At 58.6% G+C, this 24,922-nt stretch carries 16 protein-coding genes and 1 pseudogene; 5 read left to right on the top strand and 12 right to left on the bottom strand.

Going from position 1 to position 24,922, the window contains the following annotated elements:
* Nucleotides 1-116 precede the first annotated feature (116 nt).
* The 6 genes and pseudogenes from BSY240_RS16390 to BSY240_RS16360 form a co-directional block, all read right to left on the bottom strand.
* Nucleotides 117-944 (bottom strand): ChaN family lipoprotein, encoded by an 828-nt coding sequence (locus BSY240_RS16390; RefSeq protein ID WP_069042996.1) that lies wholly within the window; start codon nucleotides 942-944, stop codon nucleotides 117-119.
* A gap of 14 nt (nucleotides 945-958) precedes the next feature.
* Complete coding sequence (locus BSY240_RS16385; RefSeq protein WP_069042995.1) at nucleotides 959-1,681, bottom strand: hypothetical protein; 723 nt, start codon at nucleotides 1,679-1,681, stop codon at nucleotides 959-961.
* A 35-nt stretch (nucleotides 1,682-1,716) separates the two neighbouring features.
* A complete protein-coding gene (locus BSY240_RS16380; RefSeq protein WP_069042994.1) occupies nucleotides 1,717-3,423 on the bottom strand; it encodes an ABC transporter ATP-binding protein/permease in 1,707 nt (568 codons plus the stop codon).
* Between the two features lie 53 nt (nucleotides 3,424-3,476).
* Nucleotides 3,477-5,675, bottom strand: a complete 2,199-nt coding sequence (locus BSY240_RS16375) for a TonB-dependent hemoglobin/transferrin/lactoferrin family receptor (RefSeq protein ID WP_069042993.1) — start codon at nucleotides 5,673-5,675, stop codon at nucleotides 3,477-3,479.
* 361 nt (nucleotides 5,676-6,036) lie between these two features.
* Nucleotides 6,037-6,730, bottom strand: a pseudogene (locus tag BSY240_RS23740) (IS3 family transposase); the annotation flags it as partial.
* A 243-nt stretch (nucleotides 6,731-6,973) separates the two neighbouring features.
* Nucleotides 6,974-7,600, bottom strand: coding sequence for an ATP-binding cassette domain-containing protein (locus BSY240_RS16360; protein ID WP_069042991.1), 627 nt, complete (start codon nucleotides 7,598-7,600; stop codon nucleotides 6,974-6,976).
* 219 nt (nucleotides 7,601-7,819) lie between these two features.
* On the opposite strand from BSY240_RS16360, the gene BSY240_RS16355 reads away from it, so the two are divergent.
* Nucleotides 7,820-9,736 carry a putative bifunctional diguanylate cyclase/phosphodiesterase gene (locus BSY240_RS16355; protein WP_069042990.1) on the top strand — a complete coding sequence of 639 codons (1,917 nt, stop codon included), beginning with the start codon at nucleotides 7,820-7,822 and terminating at the stop codon, nucleotides 9,734-9,736.
* Between the two features lie 1,101 nt (nucleotides 9,737-10,837).
* On the opposite strand, the gene BSY240_RS16350 is transcribed toward BSY240_RS16355, so the two are convergent.
* From BSY240_RS16350 to BSY240_RS16340, 3 genes are all read right to left on the bottom strand, one after another.
* Nucleotides 10,838-11,923: an extracellular catalytic domain type 1 short-chain-length polyhydroxyalkanoate depolymerase gene (locus BSY240_RS16350; protein WP_069042989.1), complete on the bottom strand. Its 1,086-nt coding sequence runs from the start codon at nucleotides 11,921-11,923 to the stop codon at nucleotides 10,838-10,840.
* A gap of 106 nt (nucleotides 11,924-12,029) precedes the next feature.
* Nucleotides 12,030-12,641 carry a general stress protein gene (locus tag BSY240_RS16345; protein WP_069042988.1) on the bottom strand — a complete coding sequence of 204 codons (612 nt, stop codon included), beginning with the start codon at nucleotides 12,639-12,641 and terminating at the stop codon, nucleotides 12,030-12,032.
* Nucleotides 12,642-12,672: 31 nt separating this feature from the next.
* Nucleotides 12,673-12,990 carry a PepSY domain-containing protein gene (locus tag BSY240_RS16340; protein ID WP_069042987.1) on the bottom strand — a complete coding sequence of 106 codons (318 nt, stop codon included), beginning with the start codon at nucleotides 12,988-12,990 and terminating at the stop codon, nucleotides 12,673-12,675.
* Between the two features lie 249 nt (nucleotides 12,991-13,239).
* Between BSY240_RS16340 and BSY240_RS16335 the strand changes: the two genes are divergently transcribed.
* The 3 genes from BSY240_RS16335 (at nucleotide 13,240) to BSY240_RS16325 (ending at nucleotide 16,089) form a co-directional block, all read left to right on the top strand.
* A complete protein-coding gene (locus tag BSY240_RS16335; protein WP_054149561.1) occupies nucleotides 13,240-14,241 on the top strand; it encodes a sensor histidine kinase in 1,002 nt (333 codons plus the stop codon).
* Nucleotides 14,242-14,576: 335 nt separating this feature from the next.
* Nucleotides 14,577-15,629, top strand: a complete 1,053-nt coding sequence (locus tag BSY240_RS16330) for a sensor histidine kinase (protein WP_069042986.1) — start codon at nucleotides 14,577-14,579, stop codon at nucleotides 15,627-15,629.
* 67 nt (nucleotides 15,630-15,696) lie between these two features.
* The gene (locus BSY240_RS16325) at nucleotides 15,697-16,089 is read left to right on the top strand and encodes a response regulator (protein WP_069042985.1); all 393 of its coding nucleotides are present in this window, start codon (nucleotides 15,697-15,699) and stop codon (nucleotides 16,087-16,089) included.
* Nucleotides 16,090-16,133: 44 nt separating this feature from the next.
* On the opposite strand, the gene catE is transcribed toward BSY240_RS16325, so the two are convergent.
* Both catE and BSY240_RS16315 read right to left on the bottom strand, forming a co-directional pair.
* Nucleotides 16,134-18,278, bottom strand: a complete 2,145-nt coding sequence (gene catE, locus BSY240_RS16320) for a catalase C (RefSeq protein WP_069042984.1) — start codon at nucleotides 18,276-18,278, stop codon at nucleotides 16,134-16,136.
* Nucleotides 18,279-18,378: 100 nt separating this feature from the next.
* On the bottom strand, nucleotides 18,379-18,882 hold the full coding sequence (locus BSY240_RS16315; protein ID WP_069042983.1) for a YciE/YciF ferroxidase family protein: 504 nt from the start codon (nucleotides 18,880-18,882) through the stop codon (nucleotides 18,379-18,381).
* Nucleotides 18,883-19,486: 604 nt separating this feature from the next.
* Between BSY240_RS16315 and BSY240_RS16310 the strand changes: the two genes are divergently transcribed.
* Nucleotides 19,487-22,717, top strand: a complete 3,231-nt coding sequence (locus BSY240_RS16310) for a PAS domain S-box protein (protein WP_171901584.1) — start codon at nucleotides 19,487-19,489, stop codon at nucleotides 22,715-22,717.
* A 441-nt stretch (nucleotides 22,718-23,158) separates the two neighbouring features.
* Here BSY240_RS16310 and BSY240_RS16305 read toward each other — a convergent pair whose 3' ends face one another.
* Nucleotides 23,159-24,922: an ABC transporter ATP-binding protein gene (locus BSY240_RS16305; protein ID WP_069044014.1), complete on the bottom strand. Its 1,764-nt coding sequence runs from the start codon at nucleotides 24,920-24,922 to the stop codon at nucleotides 23,159-23,161.

The raw sequence follows: 24,922 nt of genomic DNA, 5'->3' as shown, positions 1-24,922 counted from the left end.
GACCTCTCGCCTCTACGGACCATCTCTGTCTAGAGAGCCAAAGGATGAGCGCCAGTTGAGATGAGCATCGCCAAGAGACGAGTGCTGCGCAAAGAAGCACCGTGGAATCTGGCGATTCATTCAGGTGCGTCGAGTCGAGCAAGCATGAAGAGGGCATCGGCCATGCCGGGCTTTCTTTCAATCTCGAATTCCAAGCTGTCCTCGGGCAACAGAACCGCAACGTGCTCAATCCCCAGATCGGCAAGCTGCGCTGGAGTGCCGTGACCATATTCCAGATGCCCACGTCCGATGATGCCGACGACCAGAGCCGACGGGTCTGCCTCAAGCGCAGTTGCGATATTGCAGGCAAACGCACGGTCCCAGGTCTGCTGGGCCCGAACAAATCGATCGAACTGAGGATCGTCCGCATGTTGAGCCGCACGTTCCGGCCTTGAACCTCCCGTATACTCGAAGAGAAAGCGACGATAGGCTGCCGTCGCCGGCCGTGCCGGCGTCAACCCGTCCCGCTCCGCCTCCGGGATCGCCTCCCACCCGAGCTTGCCAACCTCCGTCACCAGTTGTCGGTGGCAATTGAGCGCTTTCATCGGCAGACGGAACTGCCGGCAATAGTGGAAGATCGGCAGGTAAAGTTCGGCCTGGAAGCCCCAGACCGTTGCCCATTCCGCTTCCTCGAGAAACTGCTCAACGGTGAGCGCACCAGCAACCCAGCGGTCCAGCGCCGGCTGAACGCGTCTCGGAAACATCTCGAAACCGACGACGATATCAGCCTTGTAAGCATGCAGCGCGGCAAGGACATGCAACTGCCAACGATGTATATCATATCGGTCATGGGTCTCGCCCAGCAAGACCGCCTGCTTTTCAGCAAGCGTCTGCATTAGCGCCTGATGCTGCAGGATCTCGCACGTATGACCGTCCCGCCAACTGCCCGGCTGATGTTCCACCATGCCCTTCTCCACCGTCAAACTGCATCTTCAAATGCTGGAACCAGTAGGGTCAAGCCGACCAGCTGCCCTTCGTGGTTTATGGCGGCAAGCTGCATCCGTCCCTCGGCCACCTCTGTCTCTTCCCAGCGTGCGACAGTGCCGCCGAGCAGATGCAGATGAAAATCCTCGGTCATGATGTTGATGAAGCCCATGCCGGGGCTGACTTTGGTAACCGGTCCCGTCCAGCTCTGGCTGAAGCCGGGCTCGTCATAACGAATGGTGATCGCAGAGCCCTCGGCCAAGGCTAGATCCAGTGGCAGACGTCCCGGATCGGCAGGGTCCAGATCCGGTCTGTCAGGCCGGGTGAGGTCCCGCTTCTTCGGATCGACAGTCCTCTGCAGATCCGACAAGACATTTGCGAAAGGTTCGAGCCCTTCGAAGCCGACCACTGCGAAAAGCGTGCCGCCGTCAGCCTTGTTGAATTCCAGACGCGGATAAACCTGGTTCTGCATGATGCTGGAGATATCGAAGACGATCTCGCAGACCAGGGTCGGATCGATACGGGACTTGTGATGGGCGCCACCGCAGACGAAGCGGCCAGAGACTTCCCCTACCATCTCGACCTTGCCGATGCGTTCGTGGGTGGCGCCCTTGCCCTTTCCGATAATCATCAACTTGCCCATTTCGGGGAGCCGCCGGATGATATCTTCTGCCTTTGCCTGCAGGTGGTGCCGGGTTACGGGTTCGTTGATGGTCATGTCTGTTTCCGTCATGGGTTCGATGGAGGATGGCGTCAGCTGGCGACAGCCAGCACTTTCGGATGGTTGTCGATATCGTGGATCTGCATGTCTGATGGCGTCTGGGGGACGCGATGCGAGATCAGGATCAGGATCATGTCGGGCAAATGCTCGCGGATCCGTGCCAGAAGCTCGGTTTCGGCCGCCTGGTCGAGCGCGCTGGTTGCCTCGTCGAGGATTGCAATATCCGGTCGTTGCAACAGAATACGGGCCAGTGCGAGCCTCTGCATTTCACCGCCCGACAGTGAGGCAAGGTCGCGTTCGGCTTCGATCGCGGCACGTTCCGGCATTCGTTCGAGACCAACGGCGTGCAGGGCCGATGCCACAGTCTCCTGTCCAAAATCACCGATTGCGCGGGGATAGGCGGCGGCATCGGCCAGTGAGCCGAGCGGCATATAGGCCTTCTGCGGCAGGAAAAGCACCTTGTCCGAAGGAAGCGTGATTGAACCGGAGCCATGCTGCCAGAAACCGGCGAGAAGCTTGACCATCGTCGTCTTGCCGATTCCAGATCGCCCACGAAGAAGCAAGGTAGAGCCGGGATCAAGCGAGATATCAGGCAGTTTCAGGAGAAGCTCACCTTGGGCCGAGCAAACCCTAATGTCCTGCAGCGTGAGAGACTGTGATTGGCTTATCCTGGATAGTGGCGAAGGATGCGATCCGTGGCGCTCGGCGGCTTGAAGGAAGCCGTCGAGGCGCGATGCCGTGGCCACAAGTTCGGCGAGATCCCGATAGGAGAAGATGAACCAGGACAGTGTGGTGACTACCTGGGAGAAGGCCATGCTGAGCTGCATCAAACCACCGAAGGCAACATGACCGGCCAGATAGCCCGGCAGCGCCACGAAGAGCGGGATCCGCAGCACGGAATGCCGAAACGGGAAGGTAAAGCTGCCCAGAACGAGCTCGGCGCGGATCAGTCGCCGCCAGTTGGCAGCCAGCGCGTCGAAGCGGGCAGAAAAGCTTCGCCGTTCGGCCGCCTCGCCATTTGAAAGTGCGACCTCGTCGAAAGCCGTCCGCCAGCGAGCGAGGCCGAACCGAAAGCTCGCCTCCTTGTGCTGTTGCTCGGCAAGCAGACCTTTAAGCGGCTTACCCAGCTGATGGGTAATCAGGCTGCTGATCGCCACATAGAGGAAGGCCGCCCAGACCATGTAGCGCGGGATCTCGAGGTCCAGCCCGAGGGGAGCCAGCGACAGGGCAAAGTTGGACAGTCCCCAGAGCACTGTCAGATAGGAAAACAGGCCGACGATCTCGCCGATCAAATCCAGTGTCTCGCCGAGCAGGCCGCGCGCAAACAGCCGGCAGTCTTCCGCAATTCGCTGGTCCGGATTGTCGATGCGATCGACCGGGTCAGCCGCCATGTGCCAGAAGGCCTTGTTGCGGGTCCACAATGCGATCGCATGGTCTGTCAGTGCCTTCCGCCAGCGGATCTCCAGCACCTTGCGCAGGTATTCGTAAGACAAGCCGCGCACGGAATTCAAAGCGATGATCAGGGCAAAGATACCGATCTGCCGGAGCACTTCGGGTCCGTCAACCTTTTCGATGGCAGAATAGAATTGACCCGTCCACTCGACCAGACGAACTGCAGCGTAGACGCTGCCGAGGTTGAGAGCGATGGCCAGGGCATAAAGCGCAACGCTGAACTTGCCTCCCGGAGCCGAGATGCAAATGACGATCAGACGTTTGAACTGTTGAAACAGGGTCGACATGATGCTCCCTCTGAAAAGGGTGGTGCCGGTTGCTTGCCCGGCACCGGTATGGCTCAAAATTTGACCGTCGCGCCGACCTTGAATGTGCGACCGGCCCCCGTTTGCAGTTCCAGCGGATTGACATTGGCAACCGCCGCCGAACCGGCGACGGTGTTGTAGCCGGTCAGCGTGTTCGGGAAGTATCGGCGGTCGAAGATGTTCTCGATCCCGAAGGTCACTTCCAGGTTTTCTCGCGGGGTCCACTTGGCATAGGCATCGAAGACCGCGTAGCCGGAGGGCAGGTAATAGGCAGTGTTGCTTGCCTCGGTTCGGCCGGCGGCGAAGGTGCCGAACAGCTCGAATTGCAGGTGGTAATCCGGCAGTTCGTGCTTCACCCCGAGAACCGCGGTAAACGGTGCCGCACCATCGAAGGCCGTTTCGGCAGAGGATGCGCTGACTTTCTGGCGCCCCTTGCTCCAGCTCAGATTGGCCGAGAGCGTGGTGTAATCCAGAACTTCGTATTCGCCACCGAACTCGATGCCCCAGAGCCTGACATCCTCGACATTGTTCGAGGTATAGGCCGTGACGGGCGTGCCGCTGCCATTGAGGATCGTTGTTGCCTGGAGGCTGCGGATGAAGTCCTTGTAGTCGGCATAGAAGCCGTTCACGCTGAAGAAGCCACGCTCATACTCACCACGAAGTCCAATCTCGTAGCTTTGAACCGATTCTGGTCGCAGGTCGGGATTGGGGATGATGGAGGAGCCGCTGAAGATGTCCGTGCTCGACTGGAAGAGCTGCGCCGAGGTCGGCATCTTGAAGCCCTCTCCGTAGGACGCATAGACAGAGTAGGTCTCGTCGAGCTTGTAGGTTGCGCTGAAGGCCTTCAACAGCTCGGTGCTTTCCTTTTTCGCGGGCGCATAGCCGGGCAGCCCGGGATATGTCGCATCCCCTGTCGGGTCGATCGAATAGGTGGCGAGCCTGAGGCCCGGCGTCAGGGTCAGGCGATCATCAAGAAGCGCGATTTCGTCCTGGATGTAGAAGTCGGCGCGCTGTGTCTCGACGCGGGGGAAGCTGAAACCCTGGTTGGTGGCCACCGTCGTCGTCCCGGTCAGGGAGTTGTAGGTGGTGTTGATACCCGCGTAATCACCCTTGGTATGATCGCCATCGAAGCCGTAGGTAAGGCTGTGACGGGTTGGCCCGAGATCAAAGCTCGACTTCAGCTGAATGTCGCCTTCCAGGAAAGTTTCGCTGTAGTCACGATACTGATTGCGCAGTTCGACGCGGTTCGAATAGACGCGGCGCTGATCGCTGTCGGTTACGCGCTCCTGGGGCGAATAAGACAGACGCCAATTCAGGCTGTCGAGCCAGGGCAGATCCGCCAGCCACTCGTGTTCAAGCGCGAACCGCTTGCGGCTCATGTCGAGATCGCGGACATAGGGGTCGTTGTTATAGGCGCTGGTGGACGGGATACCCGTGCCCGATGCGCTCATGTCGTAGAGCTGGAGAACTTCCGTCGCGCGACCGAAGAGCTCTCCCGTCAGCTTCACCGTGTTCTGGGCATCCGGCGTCCAGACCATCTTGAGAAGTGCGTTTTCGACATCTGTGTCCGCGGGGAAGAGCTCGTTGCATCCCAGATAGAGCCGGCTGCAGCCCCAGATCCCGCCGTCGGCACGCGCATTGCTGAACTCGGCCTCATGCGAAGATGTCTGGCCGTAGCTGCCGAGGATATGCAGGTCTCCGAAATCATAGGCGCCGGTCACCTGCTTGTTCCAGCTATCGTCGAAGCTGTCATAGCTGGTCTTCATCTCCAACGCCCAGGGCTTGTCGCTATCTGCAAGGAGATCCGAGGGATCGAGCGTGCGGAACATGACGGACCCACCGAGTGCGTCGGCACCCCACAGGACCGAATTGGGCCCACGGACGATCTCGACCGCCTTGAAATTGCTCATGTCGAAGAAGTCGCGGCTGCCGTCGGTGATGAGTTCCTGAACGCGCGAACCGTCGACCATGGTCAGCACGCGGTTACCGCCCATGCCGCGGATCGTAAAGCCAGTCAGCTGCCCCCAGGGATTGACGCTTGAAGTCTGTCTTGAGACCGACACGCCGGGCTCCCGCCGCACGAGATCCTGAATGTCTCGGATGTTGTAATCGTCCAACTGCTCCTGGGTCACGACCGTGATGTTTTGCGGCACATCGTGGAGCTTCTTGTCCGATCGCGACGAAACCACGATCTGATCAAGGATCGTATCGTCGGCCTGACCGGCACTCGGCAAGCAAATGCCTATCACTGCAACACTTGCAGCAAGAAATTGGACACGGTGACGCGTGGACGCGCAAGGCGTCGCTATGGCCTGGAATTTCATGGTTCAACCCCTCAGAACTAGTGGACAGAGCGGGTCGTATTAAAGGATACCAAAGGAGTCAAGTTTAAACATGAGTTCAATTATCATGTTTTTGCCGATGAAATTCCATGACGAGCTAGGCTGTCTTTGACCTGAATAAGCTTGGCTACCCTTAGCGATCGCAGCATTCGCCGACATCAAGTTCATTGCCGACTTTTTCCGAACTGCCAATGCCCATATTCGGCCGTTCGTTATCGGCAATCTTGCTCTAACATTGCCGACGGCGCGCGAAGCCATTGTCACGGAGGATCATCGTCGGTTTACCGCGCCATTCGACGATCTGGCTCAGTGTGCGGATGACGCGTTCTGCAGGCGTCGAAAAGTTCACTTGGATGCCAGGCCCCAGCGGTTGATGTTATCCAAGACTTTCAGCAGTCGGAATTGCCGACCATCCTCCAAACGATCCGCCATGAAACCCCTGGACCAGACCAGGCTCGTTGCTTCCGGCACAGTCAACGCATCGGGCTTGTCCTGCTTCAAACGCCAGCGTGGCTTGATCCTAAGACTTGCGACAGATGCCGCACACACGCCTGTGGTTCCAGCGATGTCCCCGGACATATTGCGCAGGTAAAGGAAGCACAGGCCGAAGCCCCAGGTCTTCTTCGCCCGCGTCAGCCCGACGGGGAGATCGGCGACCTCCTCGTTATCGTCGTTCAACTTGGCGCTATAAAGAGAGCAGGTCTTACTGACATGGAAGCAACGGCAGGCAACCGCAATGATCACCCCGTGCACCCCCACCACTGCTTGCCCAGCCATATCCCGTCGTCGAGATAGCCGCGTTATTTCCCAAGAGCCTCCTTCAGAAGCTCGGCCTGCACGCTCATCTCGGCATACATCTTCCTCATCCGATGGCTCTCATCCTCCAGAGCCTTCATCTGGCTGATCATCGACGCATCGAGGACCCCGTATTTGGATCTCGACTTGTATGAGGTCACTGCTCATCGGTATCGGCATGAAGCCATGCTCCACACCATTCGCAGCCGTGTCGAGATGCTTCTGCCTGACCCCATCTTCTGTCTGGCTCAGTATGTATGGCTGTTGGGCTCGGTGGATCAGTTCGTCTCGCTCAAGGTCTCCTCGATCACAAAGCCTGAGCAGAACCGGCGAGATTGCAAGGGAGCATCATCGCCCGGATATGACAGAGGGTGGCGGAAGGCCGCTGTCGGATTTCAGGGTTTGACGAGGAGCTCGACAGGCTCGAGGATCAACGGGAAGAGCTTGTGCGCACCAACGTTTGCGGGTTTTGCTGAGATCCCGGCTCGGCTGCTTGAGGGCGCCATCATGGCGACGCCATGCGGGATATCGAGATTGTTGAGCGGCTCATCGAACAGCGTGTAATCGCTGTCCTGACACAGGATCATCGCGAAGAAGGCGCGCTGCCGCTGGCCGCCCGAGAGTTCATCGAGATATCGATCGGCAAGCGGTCGCAGCTTCAGATGAGCCAGCGCCTCGTCGATCTTTGCCTTGTCGGCAACCGTCAGCCGTCCATTCGAATAGGAAAAGGCGACGAGATCGCTGACGGTGAACCGCGCGGCCATGTGGTTATCCTGCCTGAGGATCGAAAGGCGCTGGGCGAGCAGTTCGCCCTTGGCCTGGAAGACATCGAGCCCTTCGAGATGAACCGTGCCAGCGTCAGGCAGCATCAGGCGCGCGATGATCGACAGGAGGGTGGACTTGCCCGCGCCGTTCGGTCCGATGATCGCCGTCAACCCGCCTTTGGCAAGAAACGTCAGACTGAAATCGTCCAGAACCGTGCTGGCGCCATAGGCCTTGCTGAGACTGACGATATCGATCATCGCGCACGCATTGGCTTGGGAAAATTTCGCGCTGCTCCAAAATGGGCATGCCGTAAACCTGTTTTAAATCTCACTGATATATATCCCGACAATCACACGAAGTCGGGCTGGACCGCGACTACACGCTTTGACGGCAGACAATAAACGGGGAAAATCTATGCGTTTATCTCCATCAGAGCGCCAAACTTCCGGATCAGGCGAAAACAAAAAACTCTCTCCATGAAAATTGCCAATCTGCTCAATCAGCTCAGGATATCGACCGACCCGGCACGACAGCAGGCAATGGTGGATGCCTATATCCCGATCCTGCGACCGATCCTGATCCCCGCCTGCGGCTACTATCTCTTCGTCACCTGGGAGCACTGGCAGACGCAGACCGGCCTTATGCTGGTCGCGTTCTCCCTCATCAGTATGACGACGGCTTTCGGCTTCTATCTGTTTCACAAGTTTCTAGCGAACAACCGGACAATGTCTCTGGCCAAGCTCGAATTGCATAATCTGGCCATGCATCTGTTCATGTACCTCAACCTCTTGAGCTACCTGCTCGTCTACAATGTGGAAACGCGTTACATATACTTCGTGTTGCTCGCCTTCATTTTTGCAATCACCGGCGCCACGACGCGCACGGTCATGATCAGCGTTCCACTGACATTGGCCACCCTTTACTGGTTCTCCACGTCTCTCCCTGAGGACCTCTACGCAGAGTATGTTTCCATTGTCGTTGCGACTGCCTTCGCTTCAGTGAGCATGACGGGACTGCTCAGGCATGCGATCATTCGCCAGATCGACGCACGATTGCTGGCCGATGAGCTGACGGTGAAGGCGCGGGCCATTGCGGATGCCGATATGCTGACCGGGATCCCGAACAGGCGCGCCATCTTCGAAAAGATCGACCGGCTGATCGAGCAGCGTACGCCATTCTGGCTGGGCATATTCGATCTCGACGGCTTCAAGGGCATCAACGATGTGTACGGTCACTCGATGGGCGACCGCCTGTTGCGCGCCTCCGTCGCGCGGGCCACGGAGCTGCATTTCGAGGGGGCCATGATTGGCCGGATCGGTGGTGACGAGTTTGCCGTCGTTCTGACCGGCAACGTCACAGAATCGCAGGTCAGAGCGCTTGCCGGCAGTTGGCTAAAGGCGATCACTGCGCCCTATATCATTGACAACCAGGAGCTCTCGGTCGGCGCTTCCGCGGGTTTCTCGCACTATCCGGACATGGGAATGGCGAGCACACAGCTCTACGAGCAGGCCGACTTTGCTCTCTACAAAGCCAAGGCCCGGTTCCGCGGACAGTGCATCGTTTTCGACACCACTGACAGCAAGGAGATGGAGAACGCCATCGCCATCGAACGGGAATTGCGCGAAGGCAACCTCGAGCAGGAGCTGTTCCTGCTGTTTCAGCCGCAATACTCTCCAAGCAGGCAGCGTATCGTCAGTTTCGAAGCACTGGCCCGCTGGCAAAATCCCAGGCTCGGGCTTGTCCGTCCTGACGATTTCATCCGTGTCGCCGAACGCTCCGGCTTCATTCAGAAGGTCACCGCCATCCTGTTCCGCAAGGGCCTGGCGGAGCTGAAGAAATGGCCTGACGACATCAGTCTGTCCTTCAACCTGTCAGCACGGGACATTTCGGATCAGACCTTTGTCCTCTCGCTTCTAGGTCAGATCATGAAGGAGGAGATTTCGCCGGGTCGTCTGGAATTCGAGATCACCGAAACAGCGGTGATGTCCGATCTCACAACATCGAGCGCTGTTCTCGACAGGTTGAGAAGCAGCGGCTGCAGGGTCGCACTCGATGATTTCGGATCTGGCTATTCGAGCTTCCAGTATCTCGATCAGCTTCCGCTCGACAAGGTCAAGATCGACAGGAGCTTCATCCGCAAGGTTGCCCACAGCCTCACATCGCGCGAAATCGTCGCCGCGATCATTGCCCTGTGCTCCAAGCTCAACTTGCGCTGCGTGCTCGAGGGCGTCGAAATCCGTGAGGAGATGGCTGTGCTTGCGGCCCTCAAGCCGGATCTCATCCAGGGATACCTGTTCGGACGGCCCATGAGCGGAGCGGATGCCACCCAACTCATCGCAAGTCAGCAGCAGTCAAATACAAATCAGACAGCATTGTATATCCAGTCAGGTTGAACGATCACGATTTGAAATCTTCACTGGATTCAGCAGCGAAGTTTGTTCGCGTCAGACTTGGACGACAAGGGTTGTACAAAGACACTGGCTTGTCGTCGGCGGCGCAGCGAGCGACCGGTTACGGGATTTAGGTCCAGCATCGCGAATGGCCGAATTGGGGCACTAAGCAGCCGATATGGGCTGCCACCCTCGGTCGGCGCGACGGGGTGTATGAACTCTTGCGCTGAACTTGGCTCCCCAATATCGTCCGCCTGCAGAATATCAGAAGCAACACATGACAAAACTGACCATCTACCGCCCTTGCCTGCTCATATGTCTGGCGATCGTCTTTTTCATTGGCCCGTCGTCCCGCTGATCATCATCACCTTGGGGGTAGTTGCCTCGGTCGGTCTTGTAGCGAAGAATTTGGTCCCACCCCGGGGGGGACCGGTCGAGCGTTTACGTGCTCGACGCGTGGCCGGGCGTCTGGAACGCGTTTTACATTTGGAAGGACCCGGACCAGGACTGCCAGTCTAGAGAAGCGAACAAGTGAGTGAATCGCGATCATCGGTTCATTCTGCATCGGCCGGTCCCTCCGTGGTGGCGAGGGCGCCCGCTTTCCGCACCACAGTGGTGATAATCTGATCGGCCACGTGAAGGCTGGTGCCGGTGTGCTCATGCTCGATGTCGTAGCCGCCTTCGTTGATTTATGCAGACGGGTCAACAATCTTGGCAATCGCAGTGCAATCGAGGCTGTTCAGGAGAGTCTGGACACCGTCCACATCATAAAGAGGTGGCAAGTAACCTAGTCGCCGCTCGAAGCGGGCCCACCGCTTGGCACGGGCAATACTTCAGTAAGCTAAGACTAGCGCCATCGTGGTGAACATGGACCAAGCAAAAAATCTAATCATGGACTTGTCCTTCATTCGCGGACTATCCGCACTTTGGCAGCGGCAGATTTCGTAGCAGGTTATGATTGGCAACATCTGGGGAGCCAGGAAGTTCCGGAAATCCGGGATTAACGATCTTGGGCATGAGCCTCGCAACAGTGGTCACGCGGCTTCGATGCGAAGCAGACATCGCCAGGCAGCCTCGGCAGCAAAGCCTGATGTCCGTGAGACTTCACTTTATCAGTCCTGCGGCCCGAAACGCGTCTTCGATGACCTGCTGAACTCCCTCAGGCATCTGTGGTTGACCAGGCTGCGACTTAGCGCCTGGCGCATCTGACGCTGCGGGTTTTTCTCTCCGCTCAAAGGACGGGGTCAATCCCCAGGCGCGCGCAATGTGCACGGTGGAGGATATCCCGACATCGAGCATGTGAGCAGCTGGTCGACCGTATCCGGAAGCCGCATCGACGGGCGTTCCGTGACCCATTCCAACAATCCGGTAATGCTCGATGGCATCGCGGCCGGATGCGTCTTTCCAGGTTTCCAGCGCGTGGCCGCCATCGAGAAGCTGAGCCTCGCTCGATCCCACGTCCGCCCCGTGGACACCGAGCCACTGATCGATGATCGCACGGGAGTTTGCGTCTGAAACGGTGTTGTCGGTCGTTCCGTGCCATACGGATACCGTCGGCCAAGGTCCTTCATGGGCTGAGGCGTTCCTCAGCTTGGCATCGAGCATCGTTGAGGATGGAAGGCCATACCCCCGCATCCGATCAAATGCTTCCGGCACCGTCGAGGCGACCCCGAAAGGAAGGCCTGCGATGATCGCACCACCGGTAAAGACCTCGGGATAAGAGGCGAGAAGCGCATTGGCCATGGCGCCACCCGCCGAGAGGCCGGTGACGAACACACGACGCGGATCGATACCGTGAAGGTCGACCATGCTCGCGATCATCTCGCGGATCGACAGGATCTCTCCCTTGTCGCGCGTGACGTCATTGCACTGGAACCAGTTGAAGCAGAGATTGGCATTGTTCTGGCGGGATTGTTCCGGAAAGAGGACCGCGAAACCATAGTCTTCGGCGAGCCGCGACCAGCCGGACCCATGATCGTAAGCGGCCGCCGACTGCGTACAACCATGCAGGATCACCACAAGAGCAGGTGGCGAAGCCGGGTTGTCCGGGCACTGATACCAGCCCGTTAGCTGGCCGGGGTTTTGCACCGGGCCGTCCAGTCTGGTCAACGTGCTCGGCCGGTAAGTGCCGCCTTGCGCATTCGCTCGGGCACGAGCGAGCCGCTCGATGGTATCGGAAATGCTTCGCATGGGTGACCTTCTGGGGTTCCGGAAAGCCAACCGACATCCCTGTTGATAGATGATGTTTCAGAACGAGTTCGAGGACCGGCGTGAGCCGATCCTCGATTGTTATTGGTTAGAGAGTGCGAACGCGATAGCGGTCCCGCTCCTTTTCGATTTCGGCTGGGCCGTAGGGATCAGCGGAATGATCGAACTTCGTCCAACCCTGTTCCGAATAGGCCTGGCGGCGCGCCATTGCATCGACGCGATTGGACTGCTTGAGGATCGCTTCCGCCTCGGCTTCCATACCGTCATCCACGCGAGCTGTGACAAGTGTGCCGCCACGGCGAACACCTTCCGCGTAGACATGGGCCTCATCTTCGGAGACACCGGAATCGGTGAGTGCACCGATCAATCCGCCTGCTGCACCACCGGCAACTGCACCGGCAATGGCGCCTGCAGCAGTGGCCGCAAGCCAACCGGCGGCGACGACAGGGCCAACGCCTGGAATGGCCATGATGCCGAGACCGGTCAGAAGACCACCGGCACCACCAACGACAGCGCCGATACCGGCACCGGCACCCGCACCTTCTGCGGCACCGTTGTCGTTGCCTTCATGCCTGTGGCGGTTGTCGGCATTGTTCGAAACAATGCTGATGTCTTCGGACGGGATGCCACGCGCTTCCAGTGCGCTGACTGCGGCGGATGCCTCATTGTAGTTGTCAAAAAGTCCGGTAACGGTTTTCATGGGAATGACCTTTCTCTGCGTTTCCGCAAAATTATTTCGAGACGACGTTGCCCTGGTAATCCATGGCGACCGGCATGGACTTGCCGTCCTTCATCGCCGTGGCCTGCCAGACGCCCTGATCGTCGAGCATGAGGTCGGCAATGCCGGTGTAGCCTGCCTCTTCAATGCGCTGCCGTGCCTGTTCCTCGGTGAAGGAATTTGCGCCCTCCACAGGGGCAGTAGCATTCGGCGTATCCGGTGTCGCTACGGCAGGCGTGTCGCCATCCATGGCCGGAACCGTCGTGGTCTGGGCATAGGCAGACACTGCCGAGGCGCACACGAGCGCCGCCGCGAAAATCATCTTTTTCATGAGTTTTCCTCTTTGCAGACCTGGTTGCTAGGTCTCGTAGCAAGAACACGACGGCGTGATTAATGTTCCGACGTTGGCTCGCTTTGCATCTTCTTCGCTTGCAGCGACGAGTTTTCGTCTCCGCATTCCGGATGCGCATCAGGGAATTGCGTCGGAAACTGAACAGACTGGTCACTGGCAGTCTTTTGCCTGTAAGGTCGTCCACGGATTGTGGATCGATGCACTGCACCGTCGAACGGGAGAGCCTGCATGAACGACGACGGTCCAACGCATACAGACTGGGACGTGCAAGCACTGCGAAGCGCGATTGACTCCGCCGGGGTCGCTCTTTGGACGTGGATTGTTCAAAACGACGAATTCGTCATGGATGCCAGAGGCTTCGAACTCTGGGACATCTCTCCGGACACCGTACTGACTTTTGAACACTTGTCCGCGCAGGTTCATCCTGCGGATCGCGACCGCGTGAGGACGGCCTTCATGGCGACCCGCGTCATCGAAGGCCAGTTCGAGATCGACTTTAGAATTCTGACGAGCGCATCGGATGTGCGATGGATTTCGGCACGGGGTCAAGGAAGCAACGGAGATGCCGCCGCTGGAAAGATGTCGGGCATTTTTCTCGATGTTACGGGGCGCAAGCAGGCGGAGGAAGGCCACGAGTTGCTGGCCGGTGAAATGAGCCATCGGGTGAAGAACCTTCTCGCTCTAGCGTCTGGCCTGACGACAATCACGTCACGGACGACCGAGACGAAAGAGGAGATGGCGAAGCAGTTGACCCAGCGACTGACCGCGCTGGGTCGTGCCCATGACCTGGTACGGCCTCTACCCAATGGTCAGGGAAGTGCCGCCCTGCTTGGCGACCTGTTCTCGGTTCTGCTGGCGCCTTATGATGACATCGGCGCCTTCGCAGGTCGGATCCGTGTCGCCGTTCCTCGCATGGGGATCGGCGAAAAGGCAGCGACAAGCCTTGCCCTCGTGATCCACGAGTTGGCGACCAATTCTTTGAAATACGGCGCTCTGTCGTCCGAGCAAGGTTTGCTCGATATCTCCGGCTCTACCGTCGAAGAGGATGTCGAGATCCTCTGGAGCGAGCAGGGCGGGCCAGACATACCGAGCCGCTCACCTGAAGGATATGGAAGCAAGCTTCTCCACCGCACCGTCAGTGGTCACCTCGGGGGCTCTATTGCGCACGAATGGACCGCCGGAGGGGTCGTTGTAACCTTGAGGATGCGGGTGAGTGATCTGACACATTGATCGGACCTGTGCCGACTGCAGATGGGAAAGGTCTTCAGGCTAGATGCGTTATCATCGAGCATGACAAACCGGATTGCACCTCGACCTAAGGCGGCCTTCAACAGACACTCCAAGGCCCTCAGTCGCTCCCGGAGGCAGAACGCCGCATTCGCTTGATAATCAGCAAGCTTCAGACGCTCCAGCTTCGTTTTCACCAATCAATCAAACAAATTATGCATGGCAGGCACATCCGGTGTGTTATCCTCCTCCAGTCGGAATTGACCTCATCGTTTCTGTCGACACTCCTGCCGAGTGATGACTTGCGCCGTGAGTCTTCGGCCCTTGAGGGCCCCTATATGCCACAGACACCAACAGTGCATTTTGAAGCGGCAAGCACACTTGCCGTGGTGACATCGTCCAACGAACCGCTGCTTTTTCTGTCCGATGATCTGAGGATCATCGCAGCGAGCGCATCCTTCTGCCGAGCATTCGAGATTGCCACGGCCTCCGTCACAGGCAAGCGCCTCGGCGAACTCGGGCACGGGGAATGGGCAATGCCGAGGCTCGACTCCTTGTTGACGGCGACCGTCACCGGCAGTGTGAGCATCGATGCCTACGAGATCGACCTGAAGCGTCCGGACCAGAAAACGCGACAGTTGATCATCAATGCGCGAAAGCTCGACGACGGCGACCTCGAGCATATCCGCCTGCTTGTCGCCATCACCGACGTGACCGACATGCGCGCTGAGGCTCGCCTGAAAGACGATCTGGTTCGCGACAAGGCCATCCTTCTGCAGGAAGTTCAGCACAGGGTCGCCAACAGCCTGCAGATCATTGCCAGCGTCCTCATGCAGAGTGCGCGCCGCGTTCAGTCGGAGGAGGTCCGCGGGCATCTCCATGACGCCCGTCACCGCATCATGTCGATTGCGGCCCTGCAGCGTCAGCTCTCCACCTCTGCCGGCGGCAGCGTTGAGCTACGTGCCTATTTCACGCAGCTTTGCCAAAGTCTCGGCGCATCGATGATCGCGGAGCCCGAGCGGCTGTCGATCCAGGTGACGGTCGATGACAGCACCGTCCCGGCGGATATCTCTATCAGTCTGGGTCTGATCGTTACCGAACTCGTGATCAACGCTCTGAAGCATGCCTTCAGCGACGATCGGAACGGAACGATCGAGATCAACTATCTGTCTTCGGGCAAAGACTGGACCCTTTCCATATCCGACGACGGAACTGGAATGCCTATCGGGAACGACGCGCCCAAGGCCGGGTTAGGCACCGGTATCGTCGAGGCGCTCGTCAAGAATCTCGAAGGCGAATTGACGGTAAGCGACGCTTCCCCAGGCACAGTTGTGACGATCAGGCATACGGAAAGGTCAGGACTTCAGACCGACTTTTCGCCGGCGGCATAGGGACAGATCGGTTCCTGAGCCGCCCAAGGCTGCAAAACTGCAGCCATTCTCATACAGCGAGTGAACAATGAAGAACGGCAGACCCGTCGTCCTGATCGTGGAAGACAATACGATAATCCGCATGAGCGCAGTCGATCTGGTCCTGTCGGCGGGCTATGAAGCGCTGGAGGCTGGCGACGCCGACGAGGCGATCCGCATTCTCGAAGGACGGGAAGACATCGATCTCGTATTCACCGATGTCCAGATGCCAGGGACGATGGACGGTATCAAACTGTCCCACTACATCCGCGATCGGTGGCCACCCTTGAAACTGATTGTCGCTTCCGGTGCAGCCATCGTCGAAGAGAGCATGCTGCCGGTCGGAAGCCGCTTCTTCTCCAAGCCTTACGACGACCTCACCATCACCGAGGCGATGACACGCCTGCTTGCAAGCGACGACCCGAAGGCCCGGTCGCTCTGAAGCAGAGACGATGGCTGGCCCCCATCAACTGGGGGCCGAACCGGTTACTTCGGTACGGAAGCCTTGCCCAGCTTCACGGACGGCTCTCGTCCCCAGACCCTGAGTTTGCCAAGGGAGGACACGAAGCCTTCAAGACCTTCCTCGCCGGGCAAGACGAGGATGCCTTCATCGAGAGCATCCGCAATGCCTGCCTTTTCGAGAAGCGGCATGGCCGATGGGTCGTAGCCGATGAACTTGCAATGCTGGAAGGCATCCGCGACGAAATCCCGTGCGGTTGCCTCCTTGACGAGGTCATCCATCGCCTCTGACGATGTCAGCAGCGCGACAGCATCGAAGAGGACCGATGGCCCGCCATCGATCATGTGGTGGACCTCGATCCAGGTCCCATCCGACGCCTTGACGCCGCCGACCTTCGGCGCAATCAGCTCGAAGACGGCCTTTTCCTTGGTGATCGCCGTGGTCAGACCTTTGAGCAGCTTTGCATCGACGCCATCGGTGATCAGGATGCCGAGCTTGCGGCCTTCGAAACGTTTCGGGCCGCGTTCCACGATGCTGAGCGATGGTGCCGGCTCCAGATCCTGACGCGTGGGTATCGCTGCATCCGCCGCTTTCGGCATCGACTTGAACCCGAGCTTCTGGGCCACGGTATTGGCCAGCGTCTCATCGATGTTGAGAAGATGGGAGACCATGCGCTCACGGATTACGGCGGTTTCCACCTTGCTCAGTTCGAAGGTCAGGGCCGCCGCGATATGGCGCTGCTCCGAGGGCGTCTGGCTGATGTAGAACTGCCGCGCCTGGCTATAGTGGTCGGCAAAGCTTTCGGGGCGCAGACGTGCCTTGGTGCCCTGCTCTTCAGCCGAGAAATGGCGATAGCCACGCGTCGGCGATTCCCTAGGCCCTTCGCCAAAAGAGTTCGGCTGGTAATTCGCTCTGCCTACGGGATTTCGCATCGCCATGTGGCCGTCCTGCTGGAAGGTGGCAAACGGACACTTGGGCGCATTGATCGGCAAATGGGTGAAATTCGGCCCACCCAAGCGCTTGAGCTGCGTGTCGAGATAGGAGAAGTTTCGGCCCTGCAGCAGTGGATCATTGCTGAAATCAATGCCCGGCGGAACGTTCTGCGTCATGAAGGCAACCTGTTCGGTCTCCGCAAAGAAGTTGTCGGGCATGCGATCGAGCACTAGCCGGCCAATGGCCACAGGCGGGAGGATTTCTTCGGGAATGATCTTGGTCGGGTCGAGCACGTCGAAGTCGAAGCTGTCGGCAAACTCCTGATCGAAGAGCTGAACCTGCAATTCCCATTCCGGGAAATTGCCGGACTGAATGGATTGCCAGAGATCGCGGCGATGGAAATCCGGATCTGCGCCGTTGATCTTCACGGCCTCGTTCCAGGCCACTGACTGGAGACCCAGCTTCGGCTTCCAGTGGAACTTGACGAAGGTAGATTCGTCCTTCGCATTGACGAAGCGGAAGGTGTGAACGCCGAAACCTTCCATGAAGCGGAAGGAGCGCGGGATCGTCCGGTCCGACATGATCCACATGACCATGTTCATGCTTTCAGGCGTCAGGCTGATGAAATCCCAGAAGGTGTCATGGGCGGTCTGCGCCTGCGGGAAGGCCCGGTCCGGCTCCTGCTTGGCGGCATGGATCAGATCCGGGAACTTGATGGCATCCTGAATGAAGAAGACCGGGATGTTGTTGCCGACCAGATCCCAGTTGCCCTCCTGGGTATAGAGCTTGACCGCGAAGCCGCGGACATCGCGGGCAAGGTCGGCGGAGCCCTTGTTGCCGGCAACGGTCGAGAAACGAACGAAGGCTTCGGTCTTCTCTCCGGGACGCTGAAAGAGATCGGCCTTTGTATAGTCCGCAAGAGACTCGTAGGTTTCGAAATAGCCGTGCGCGCCATAGCCACGGGCATGCACCACCCGCTCGGGAATGTGCTCGTGGTCGAAGTGGAAGATCTTCTCGCGGAAATGGAAATCATCCATCACCAGAGGACCACGTGGCCCAACGCGCAGAGAATTCTGGTCGTCGGAAACCGGGCCGCCCTGAGCTGTCGTCAGCAGGGGCGCGTCATCCTCGGCGATCTGATGCAGTTCGCCGCCTTCGCCGCGCTGCATCGTCTGGTCGTGGATCTTGGCAGTCGCAGTTTTGGACCCAACGGACCCACGGGTTGATGTCTTGGCCATGGAGAACTCCTGGAGCACGCGCTCTGATGGTGGTGAGGAAAGCCGCTTGGAAAGCAAAAGACCGCCTCAAACGGGCGGTCTTTCAGTCATTGGAGGCAGCTTAGCTGGCCTTCTTCATGCTCTTGACGTTTGCCGACGCCTCGCCGAGTGCCGTCAGTTTCTGATCGGTCGCAATCTCTTCCTGGAGATTGGCATCCAGCAACGGGATCGCTTCCTTCAGGCCGAGCTGCTTCGCCCAGGACTTGAGCATGCCGTAGCGGGCGATCTCATAATGCTCGACAGCCTGTGCCGATGAGATGAGACCCGCATCAAGGGCAGCCGTGCCCTTGTAGTCTTCCATGATCTCTTCGCCCTCGGCGAGGATGCCCTGTATGGCTTCGCAGGTCTTGCCGCGCGGCGACTTGCCGAGCAATTCGAACACCTGTTCCAGGCGCTCGATCTGGCCCTGGGTTTCGTCGCGGTGCTGCAGGAAGCCAGCCTTGCCCTCTTCGGACTGGGCTGCCCGCGCCATCTTCGGCAACGCCTTCAGGATCTGTTTTTCGGCAAAATAGATGTCCTTGAGCGTATCAAGGAACAGGTCGGACAACGTCTTTTCGCTGGTCATTGGGGAACCATCCAAATCTGTGAAGTATCGGGTGCCCAACCTTTCAATGTCTCAATGGTTCCCAAGTTGCGACAGCCGACGGATGCTTGTTCGCGATCGATGGCGAGTCAGCATTCGATCTCTAGAGCAGAACGAGATGACTGCTAGGAATTCACCCTCCGCCAGCCTTCCGGAGGCGATCGGCTTGCTCGGACGAATGTCCGCTTCTAGTTGCGTGTGACGACAAGCTGCACGACTTACATAAAGGCGCTAGGCGGAAATCATTTCCGAAAGCGGCCGTTAGCGTTAAACACGCCCGAGAACCCAGGCAGACATCGTTCGGGCACTCGGTCCCAACCACATTCATGTCATTTGCAGCGAAGGAGGGGCTCGTGCTGCGTCATGCCCAGCCTAGCCACGCTGCCATTGCTCCCGCCTCCGCAGCCAGGGGCTCTGCGGTGCGGCAAGCTCGGCGCTGGTCCGACCGAGGTAGGTCCGACAAATCGTTGTACCATCTGCTCTTTCTGTCATAACTAGGTTGTCAGTATCGGAGCATTACTCTCCTTAAGTGCCGCCAAATTTCCTCAGATGCTGAAGCCTCTGGGCCTTACAATGAGACAGACCATTGACTGAGACCTTTGAGAACGCATCCGACGAAACTAGCTTCGAGGCGATCGTGGCGCATTGCGATGATGCGATTATCAGCATTTCGCTCAACGGCATCGTCACAAGTTGGAATTTGGGCGCCACCAAATTGTTCGGCTATTGCTCCGACGAAATGATCGGGCACCACGTCAGCCAGGTCATCCCTGCCGAGCGCCATGCAGAGGAAGATGAGATCCTTGCTCGGGTTGGCCGTTCTGGGAGCGTGAATCATCTAGAAACACAACGGCTGCGCAAGGATGGCGAGTTGCTGGACATCTCGCTCACCGTCTCGCCGATCAAAGATCAGGACGGCAAGGTGCTAGGCGCTTCGCAGATTGCGCGTGACATGACTGCTCGCAAACGCGCCGATGCTGCCAGACAGAGACTGATTGAATGCTCGCAGTTGATCGGGAGGCCGTTCCTGGATGGGCTTGTCGAGGGGTTGGCTGAGGCGCTGGGCGCACGGTGGGTTCTGCTATGCGACCTTCACCCGAACAATCCTTTACGGGCAAGGGTTCTGTCTGCCTGGGGTGATGGCCGTCGACAGAACTACTTTGAGTACGATTTGGATGGCACACCCTGCGCAAAGGTACTTGGCGATGAAATGTGCCACTACCCTGCCGATGTATCCAGGCTGTTCCCCGAAGATCCGCTTCTGGCAGAGATCGGCGCTGAGAGCTATCTCGGGGTACCACTGAAAGGGACGGACGGGCGCAGCATCGGACTGCTCGCACTTGTCAACGACGAACCACTTGATCCTACGCGGCAGCCGCAGGAGACGCTGTTATTCTATGCAGGACGCGCCTCTGCCGAATTGCACCGCTTGACGTCATCTTCGGCCAGCGAGCGGCTCGGGCGGATCGTCGAGGATGCTGCCAGCGAAATCTTTGTCTTTGACGCGCATTCTCTCAACTTCGTCCTGGTTAATCGGGGGGCCCGAAAAAATCTCGGCTACACCATGGACGAGTTGCGAGAGATCACCCCAATCGACATCAAGCCGGAGGTGTCGCCGGAACAATTCGACGCGTTGCTTGCCCCGCTTCGCTCAGGTGAAAAGCTGATCCAACAGTTTAACACTGTGCACCGGCGCAAGAATGGTAGCGATTACAACGTCTCGGTATCGCTACAGCTACTGCAGGACGAGAATCGCCCCGTTTTCTTTGCGGCGATTGAGGATACGACGGAGCGTGACGCAGCACTTCGCGCACTGGAACAAGTCTCGCAGCGTCTGGATACTGTCCTCGATAACACCACCATGGCGGTGTTCCTGATGGATCATCGCCAGGAATGCGTCTACATGAACCCGGCAGCGGAACGACTGACGGGATACACGTTCGAAGAGACAAAGGGACGTCCGCTTCATGACGTCATTCATCACACCTATCCGGACGGACGGCCGTTCCCGCTGCATGAGTGTGCAATCGACCGGGCGTTCCCGGAAGAGCATCGGGTGCAGGGTGAGGAGACGTTTATCCATAAGGATGGCAGCTTCTATCCCGTGGGCTTCACTGCAAGCCCGATCCTCGACGCCAATGGAGTCGCGATCGGGACGGTCATTGAAGCCCGTAACATCACCGCCGAGATCGAAGCGCGCGCCGCACTTGAGAATTTCAATGCAGCCCTTCAGAAACGGGTCGATGAAACGGTCGCTGAAAGAGAGGCCATTGAGGGTCAGCTACGGCAAGCCCAGAAGATGGAAGCCGTCGGTAAACTCACGGGTGGAATTGCGCACGACTTCAACAACCTGCTCCAGGTCATCGGCGGCAATCTGCAACTTCTGACCCAGGATGTCGCCGGAAATATCCGCGCCGAGCAGCGGGTGCAGAACGCAATCGCCGGGGTGTCTCGTGGTGCAAAGCTAGCAGCACAGTTGCTTGCGTTCGGGCGCAGGCAGCCGCTGGCACCAAAAGTCATCAACCTGGGCAGGCTGGTGCGAGGCATGGATGATCTTCTTCGACGAGCCCTCGGCGAGGGGGTCGAAGTTGAGACAATCATTGCGGGTGGTCTGTGGAATGCACTGGTCGATGAAACACAGGTCGAAAATGCGATTCTCAACCTGGCAATAAACGCCCGTGACGCCATGAACGGACACGGCAAGCTCACAATTGAAGCGGGCAACGCCTATTTGGATGACCGGTATGCGCGCCAACACCCAGACATCGAGCCCGGACAGTATGTCCTTATAGCTGTCACCGACACGGGATCCGGCATGTCGCAAGACATCATTGACCAGGTCTTCGAACCTTTCTTCACCACCAAGCCGCCAGGACAGGGAACCGGTCTTGGACTGAGCATGGTCTACGGTCTGGTGAAGCAGTCCAACGGACACATCAAAGTCTATAGTGAATTGGGGGAAGGCACGACATTCCGCATTTATCTGCCGCGGATACGGCAACAGGAGGCCATCGCCTCGGTTACCTGGACAGGTCCGGCTCGCGGTGGCAGCGAAACCATCCTCGTGGTCGAGGATGACGACGATGTGCGTGCGACTGTCGTCGAACTGCTGGTCGATCTCGAATACAAAGTGTTGCGCGCAAGAGACGCGACAAGCGGCCTGGCAATCGTCGAGAGCGGGATGCCAATCGATCTCTTGTTTACAGATGTCGTTATGCCGGGTCCGTTGAAGAGCCACGAAATGGCCAAACGCGCTCAAGAGCTCATTCCCGGATTGGCGGTTCTGTTCACATCCGGATACACCGAAAACTCGATCGTCCACGGCGGCCGTCTGGACGAAAGCGTCGAGCTCTTAAGCAAACCCTATACCCGAGACGAATTGGCCCATCGTGTAAGAGCCTGCCTGGATCGTGACAGCAGGCGCGCGCCAAAGCTGGATATAGGCTCAGCCCAAAAACAAGATGAAGCGCGCACGCTCAGTGTTCTTCTGGTTGAAGACGAACCACTCATCCTTATGGCCGCGAGTGATATGGTTTCGGACTTTGGTCATACCGTCTTCGAGGCGGGAACGGCAGCCAAAGCCATGGCAATTCTGCAGGATAATGCGATTGACGTGATGATAACGGACATCGGGCTGCCGGATGTGTCAGGAACATCTTTGGCTCAAGAGGTACAGACGCGATGGCCGGCCATTCGCATCATCATCGCGTCGGGCCTGTCCGCCTCTGATCTGAAAGATGGTGCGCAACTTGGTACGCAGGTGAAGTGGCTTGCTAAGCCCTATGACGTCGAGGATCTCAGGCAGGTCTTGGATTGAGGGTAGCGCGGCGGGCTGTTCTGCGCCGAGATCGGCGTCGCCTGGCGAGAGGACATCGCCGAGGTGAAGGAGGCGATACACGAGGCGTTCGACCTTTTGATGCAGACCGAATGGCGGGAGATGATCATCGACCGGCTCGAGATGCATGGCGTAACCGCTTTCGGCGACAGCCCCGTCAAGGTGCGCGCGCATCAAGACCGTTCCCGGCGGCCACTGGGCAACCGGCCGCGCTTACAACGAGCTGATCAAGCAGGTCTTCGACCGCCGAGGCGTAGAAATCCCGTTCCCGCACATCATGCTGTACAAGCGCGAGGACAAGGCAGGTAAGTCGCCACCATTGAGGGTAAAGAACGAAGTTCGGTCAAAGTCCTGCTCTGACGACAAGCCAGTTTTGGTCACACAAGCAGAGTGATCGAAATCCGCGGTGCGGGCGCCCGTGATCTAGCCGAGATCTCCCACGAGGTGGCCATGGCCGATATCGACCAACGTGACGCGCTCTGGCTGTACGCCGACCTTCCACACCGGGCTCGGGATCTCACCCGCCAGGCGGGGAGCGGCCAATCTCTTTCGGCGCGGGTCCGGAACCGGGACGGCTTCCAAGAGGCGCCTGGTGTATGGATGCTGCGGATTGCCGAAAAGCTGCGCGCGCGTCCCCATTTCCACGATCTGGCCAAGATACATGACCGCGACACGATCGGAGATATTCTCCACCACTGCCATGTCGTGACTGATAAAGAGATAAGTCACGCCGCTTTCCTTCTGCAGGTCGCGCAGAAGGTCAAGCACCTTTGCCTGGATCGACACGTCCAAGGCAGCGACGCTTTCATCACAGACGATCAGCTTCGGTTTCAGAGCCAAGGCGCGCGCGATGCAAATGCGCTGACGCTGACCACCGGAAAACTGGTGCGGATAGCGATTGTAGACGCTCGGCGACATCTCCACGCGCTCCAGGAGCTCGCGCACGCGTGCCTTCTGCTCGGCCGGCGTTCCAATCCCGTGGATAACAAGCGGTTCGCGGATAAGCTCGCCGACGGTCATGCGAGCATCAAGCGCTGCCATGGGGTCCTGGAAGACGATCTGTAAATCGCGCCGGATCGCCTTGCGGCCGGCAGCGCGAAGTTCCCCCATGGCCTGACCGTTGATCTCGATGCGGCCTTCGTGGGGCACCAGTCCGACCAGCGCCTTTGCCATTGTCGACTTCCCGCAGCCGGATTCGCCGACGAGCGACAGGGTTTCGCCGCGGTATATCTCCAGCGAAACATGCTCGACCGCATGCACACGCGCCGCAACCCGTCCAAGAAGCCCCGCACGGATTGGGAAATTCACCGATACGTCGTTATAACGCACGAGCACATCGCGGGTCTCAAGAGCGGGACGCTCAGCCCCGCCCCCGATGCGCGGCACCGCCGCAAGCAAATCGCGCGTGTATTGGTCTTTCGGCGCATCGAAGAGATCGACCGTGCCCGCGGCCTCGACCATCTGCCCCTTGCGCATGACAATCACGCGATCGGCCATTTCGGCAACGACGCCCATGTCATGGGTAATCAGGATGACGGCGGTCCCCAGCTCCTTCTGCAGGTCGCGCAGCAGATCGAGAACCTCACGCTGAACCGTGACATCGAGCGCCGTTGTCGGCTCGTCGGCAATGAGAACGGCGGGTCGCAGCGCAATTGCCATGGCGATCATGACGCGTTGCCGCATGCCGCCAGAGAGTTCATGCGGATATTGCTCAAGCCGCTTCTCCGGTTGCGAGAGACGCACCGCCTTGACCGCTTCGAGCGCGCGGGCTCGCGCCTGCGACACCGACAGTTGCTCGTGCGCGCGGATCGCTTCGATCAATTGGCGGCCAATGCTCATGACCGGATTGAGCGCGGTCATCGGCTCCTGGAAGATCATGGCGATGCGCGCGCCGCGCATCGCCTGCATCCGCTTTTCCGGCAGGGTCGTCAGTTCGGTGTCCTCGAAGCGGATTGAACCGCCTGTCACCCGCACCCCGGGTTCGGGCAAAAGGCCCATGCAGGCCAGCGAGGTTATCGACTTGCCCGAACCGCTTTCTCCCGCGATCGCAAGGGTCTCACCTCGATGCAGGTCAAAGCTCAGCCCATCGACCAGCGGGACAAGTCCCTGGTCCGAGCGGGCAGACACCTGCAGGTCGCGAACCGACAAGACGACGTCAGCCATTGGCTCGGCCACGGGAGAAAGCAT

The sequence above is a fragment of the Agrobacterium sp. RAC06 genome (assembly GCF_001713475.1).
Classification (GTDB): Bacteria; Pseudomonadota; Alphaproteobacteria; order Rhizobiales; family Rhizobiaceae; genus Allorhizobium.
The sequence above is the reverse complement of the archived record's forward strand: the minus strand, read 5'-3'. Positions and strand labels throughout refer to the sequence as shown.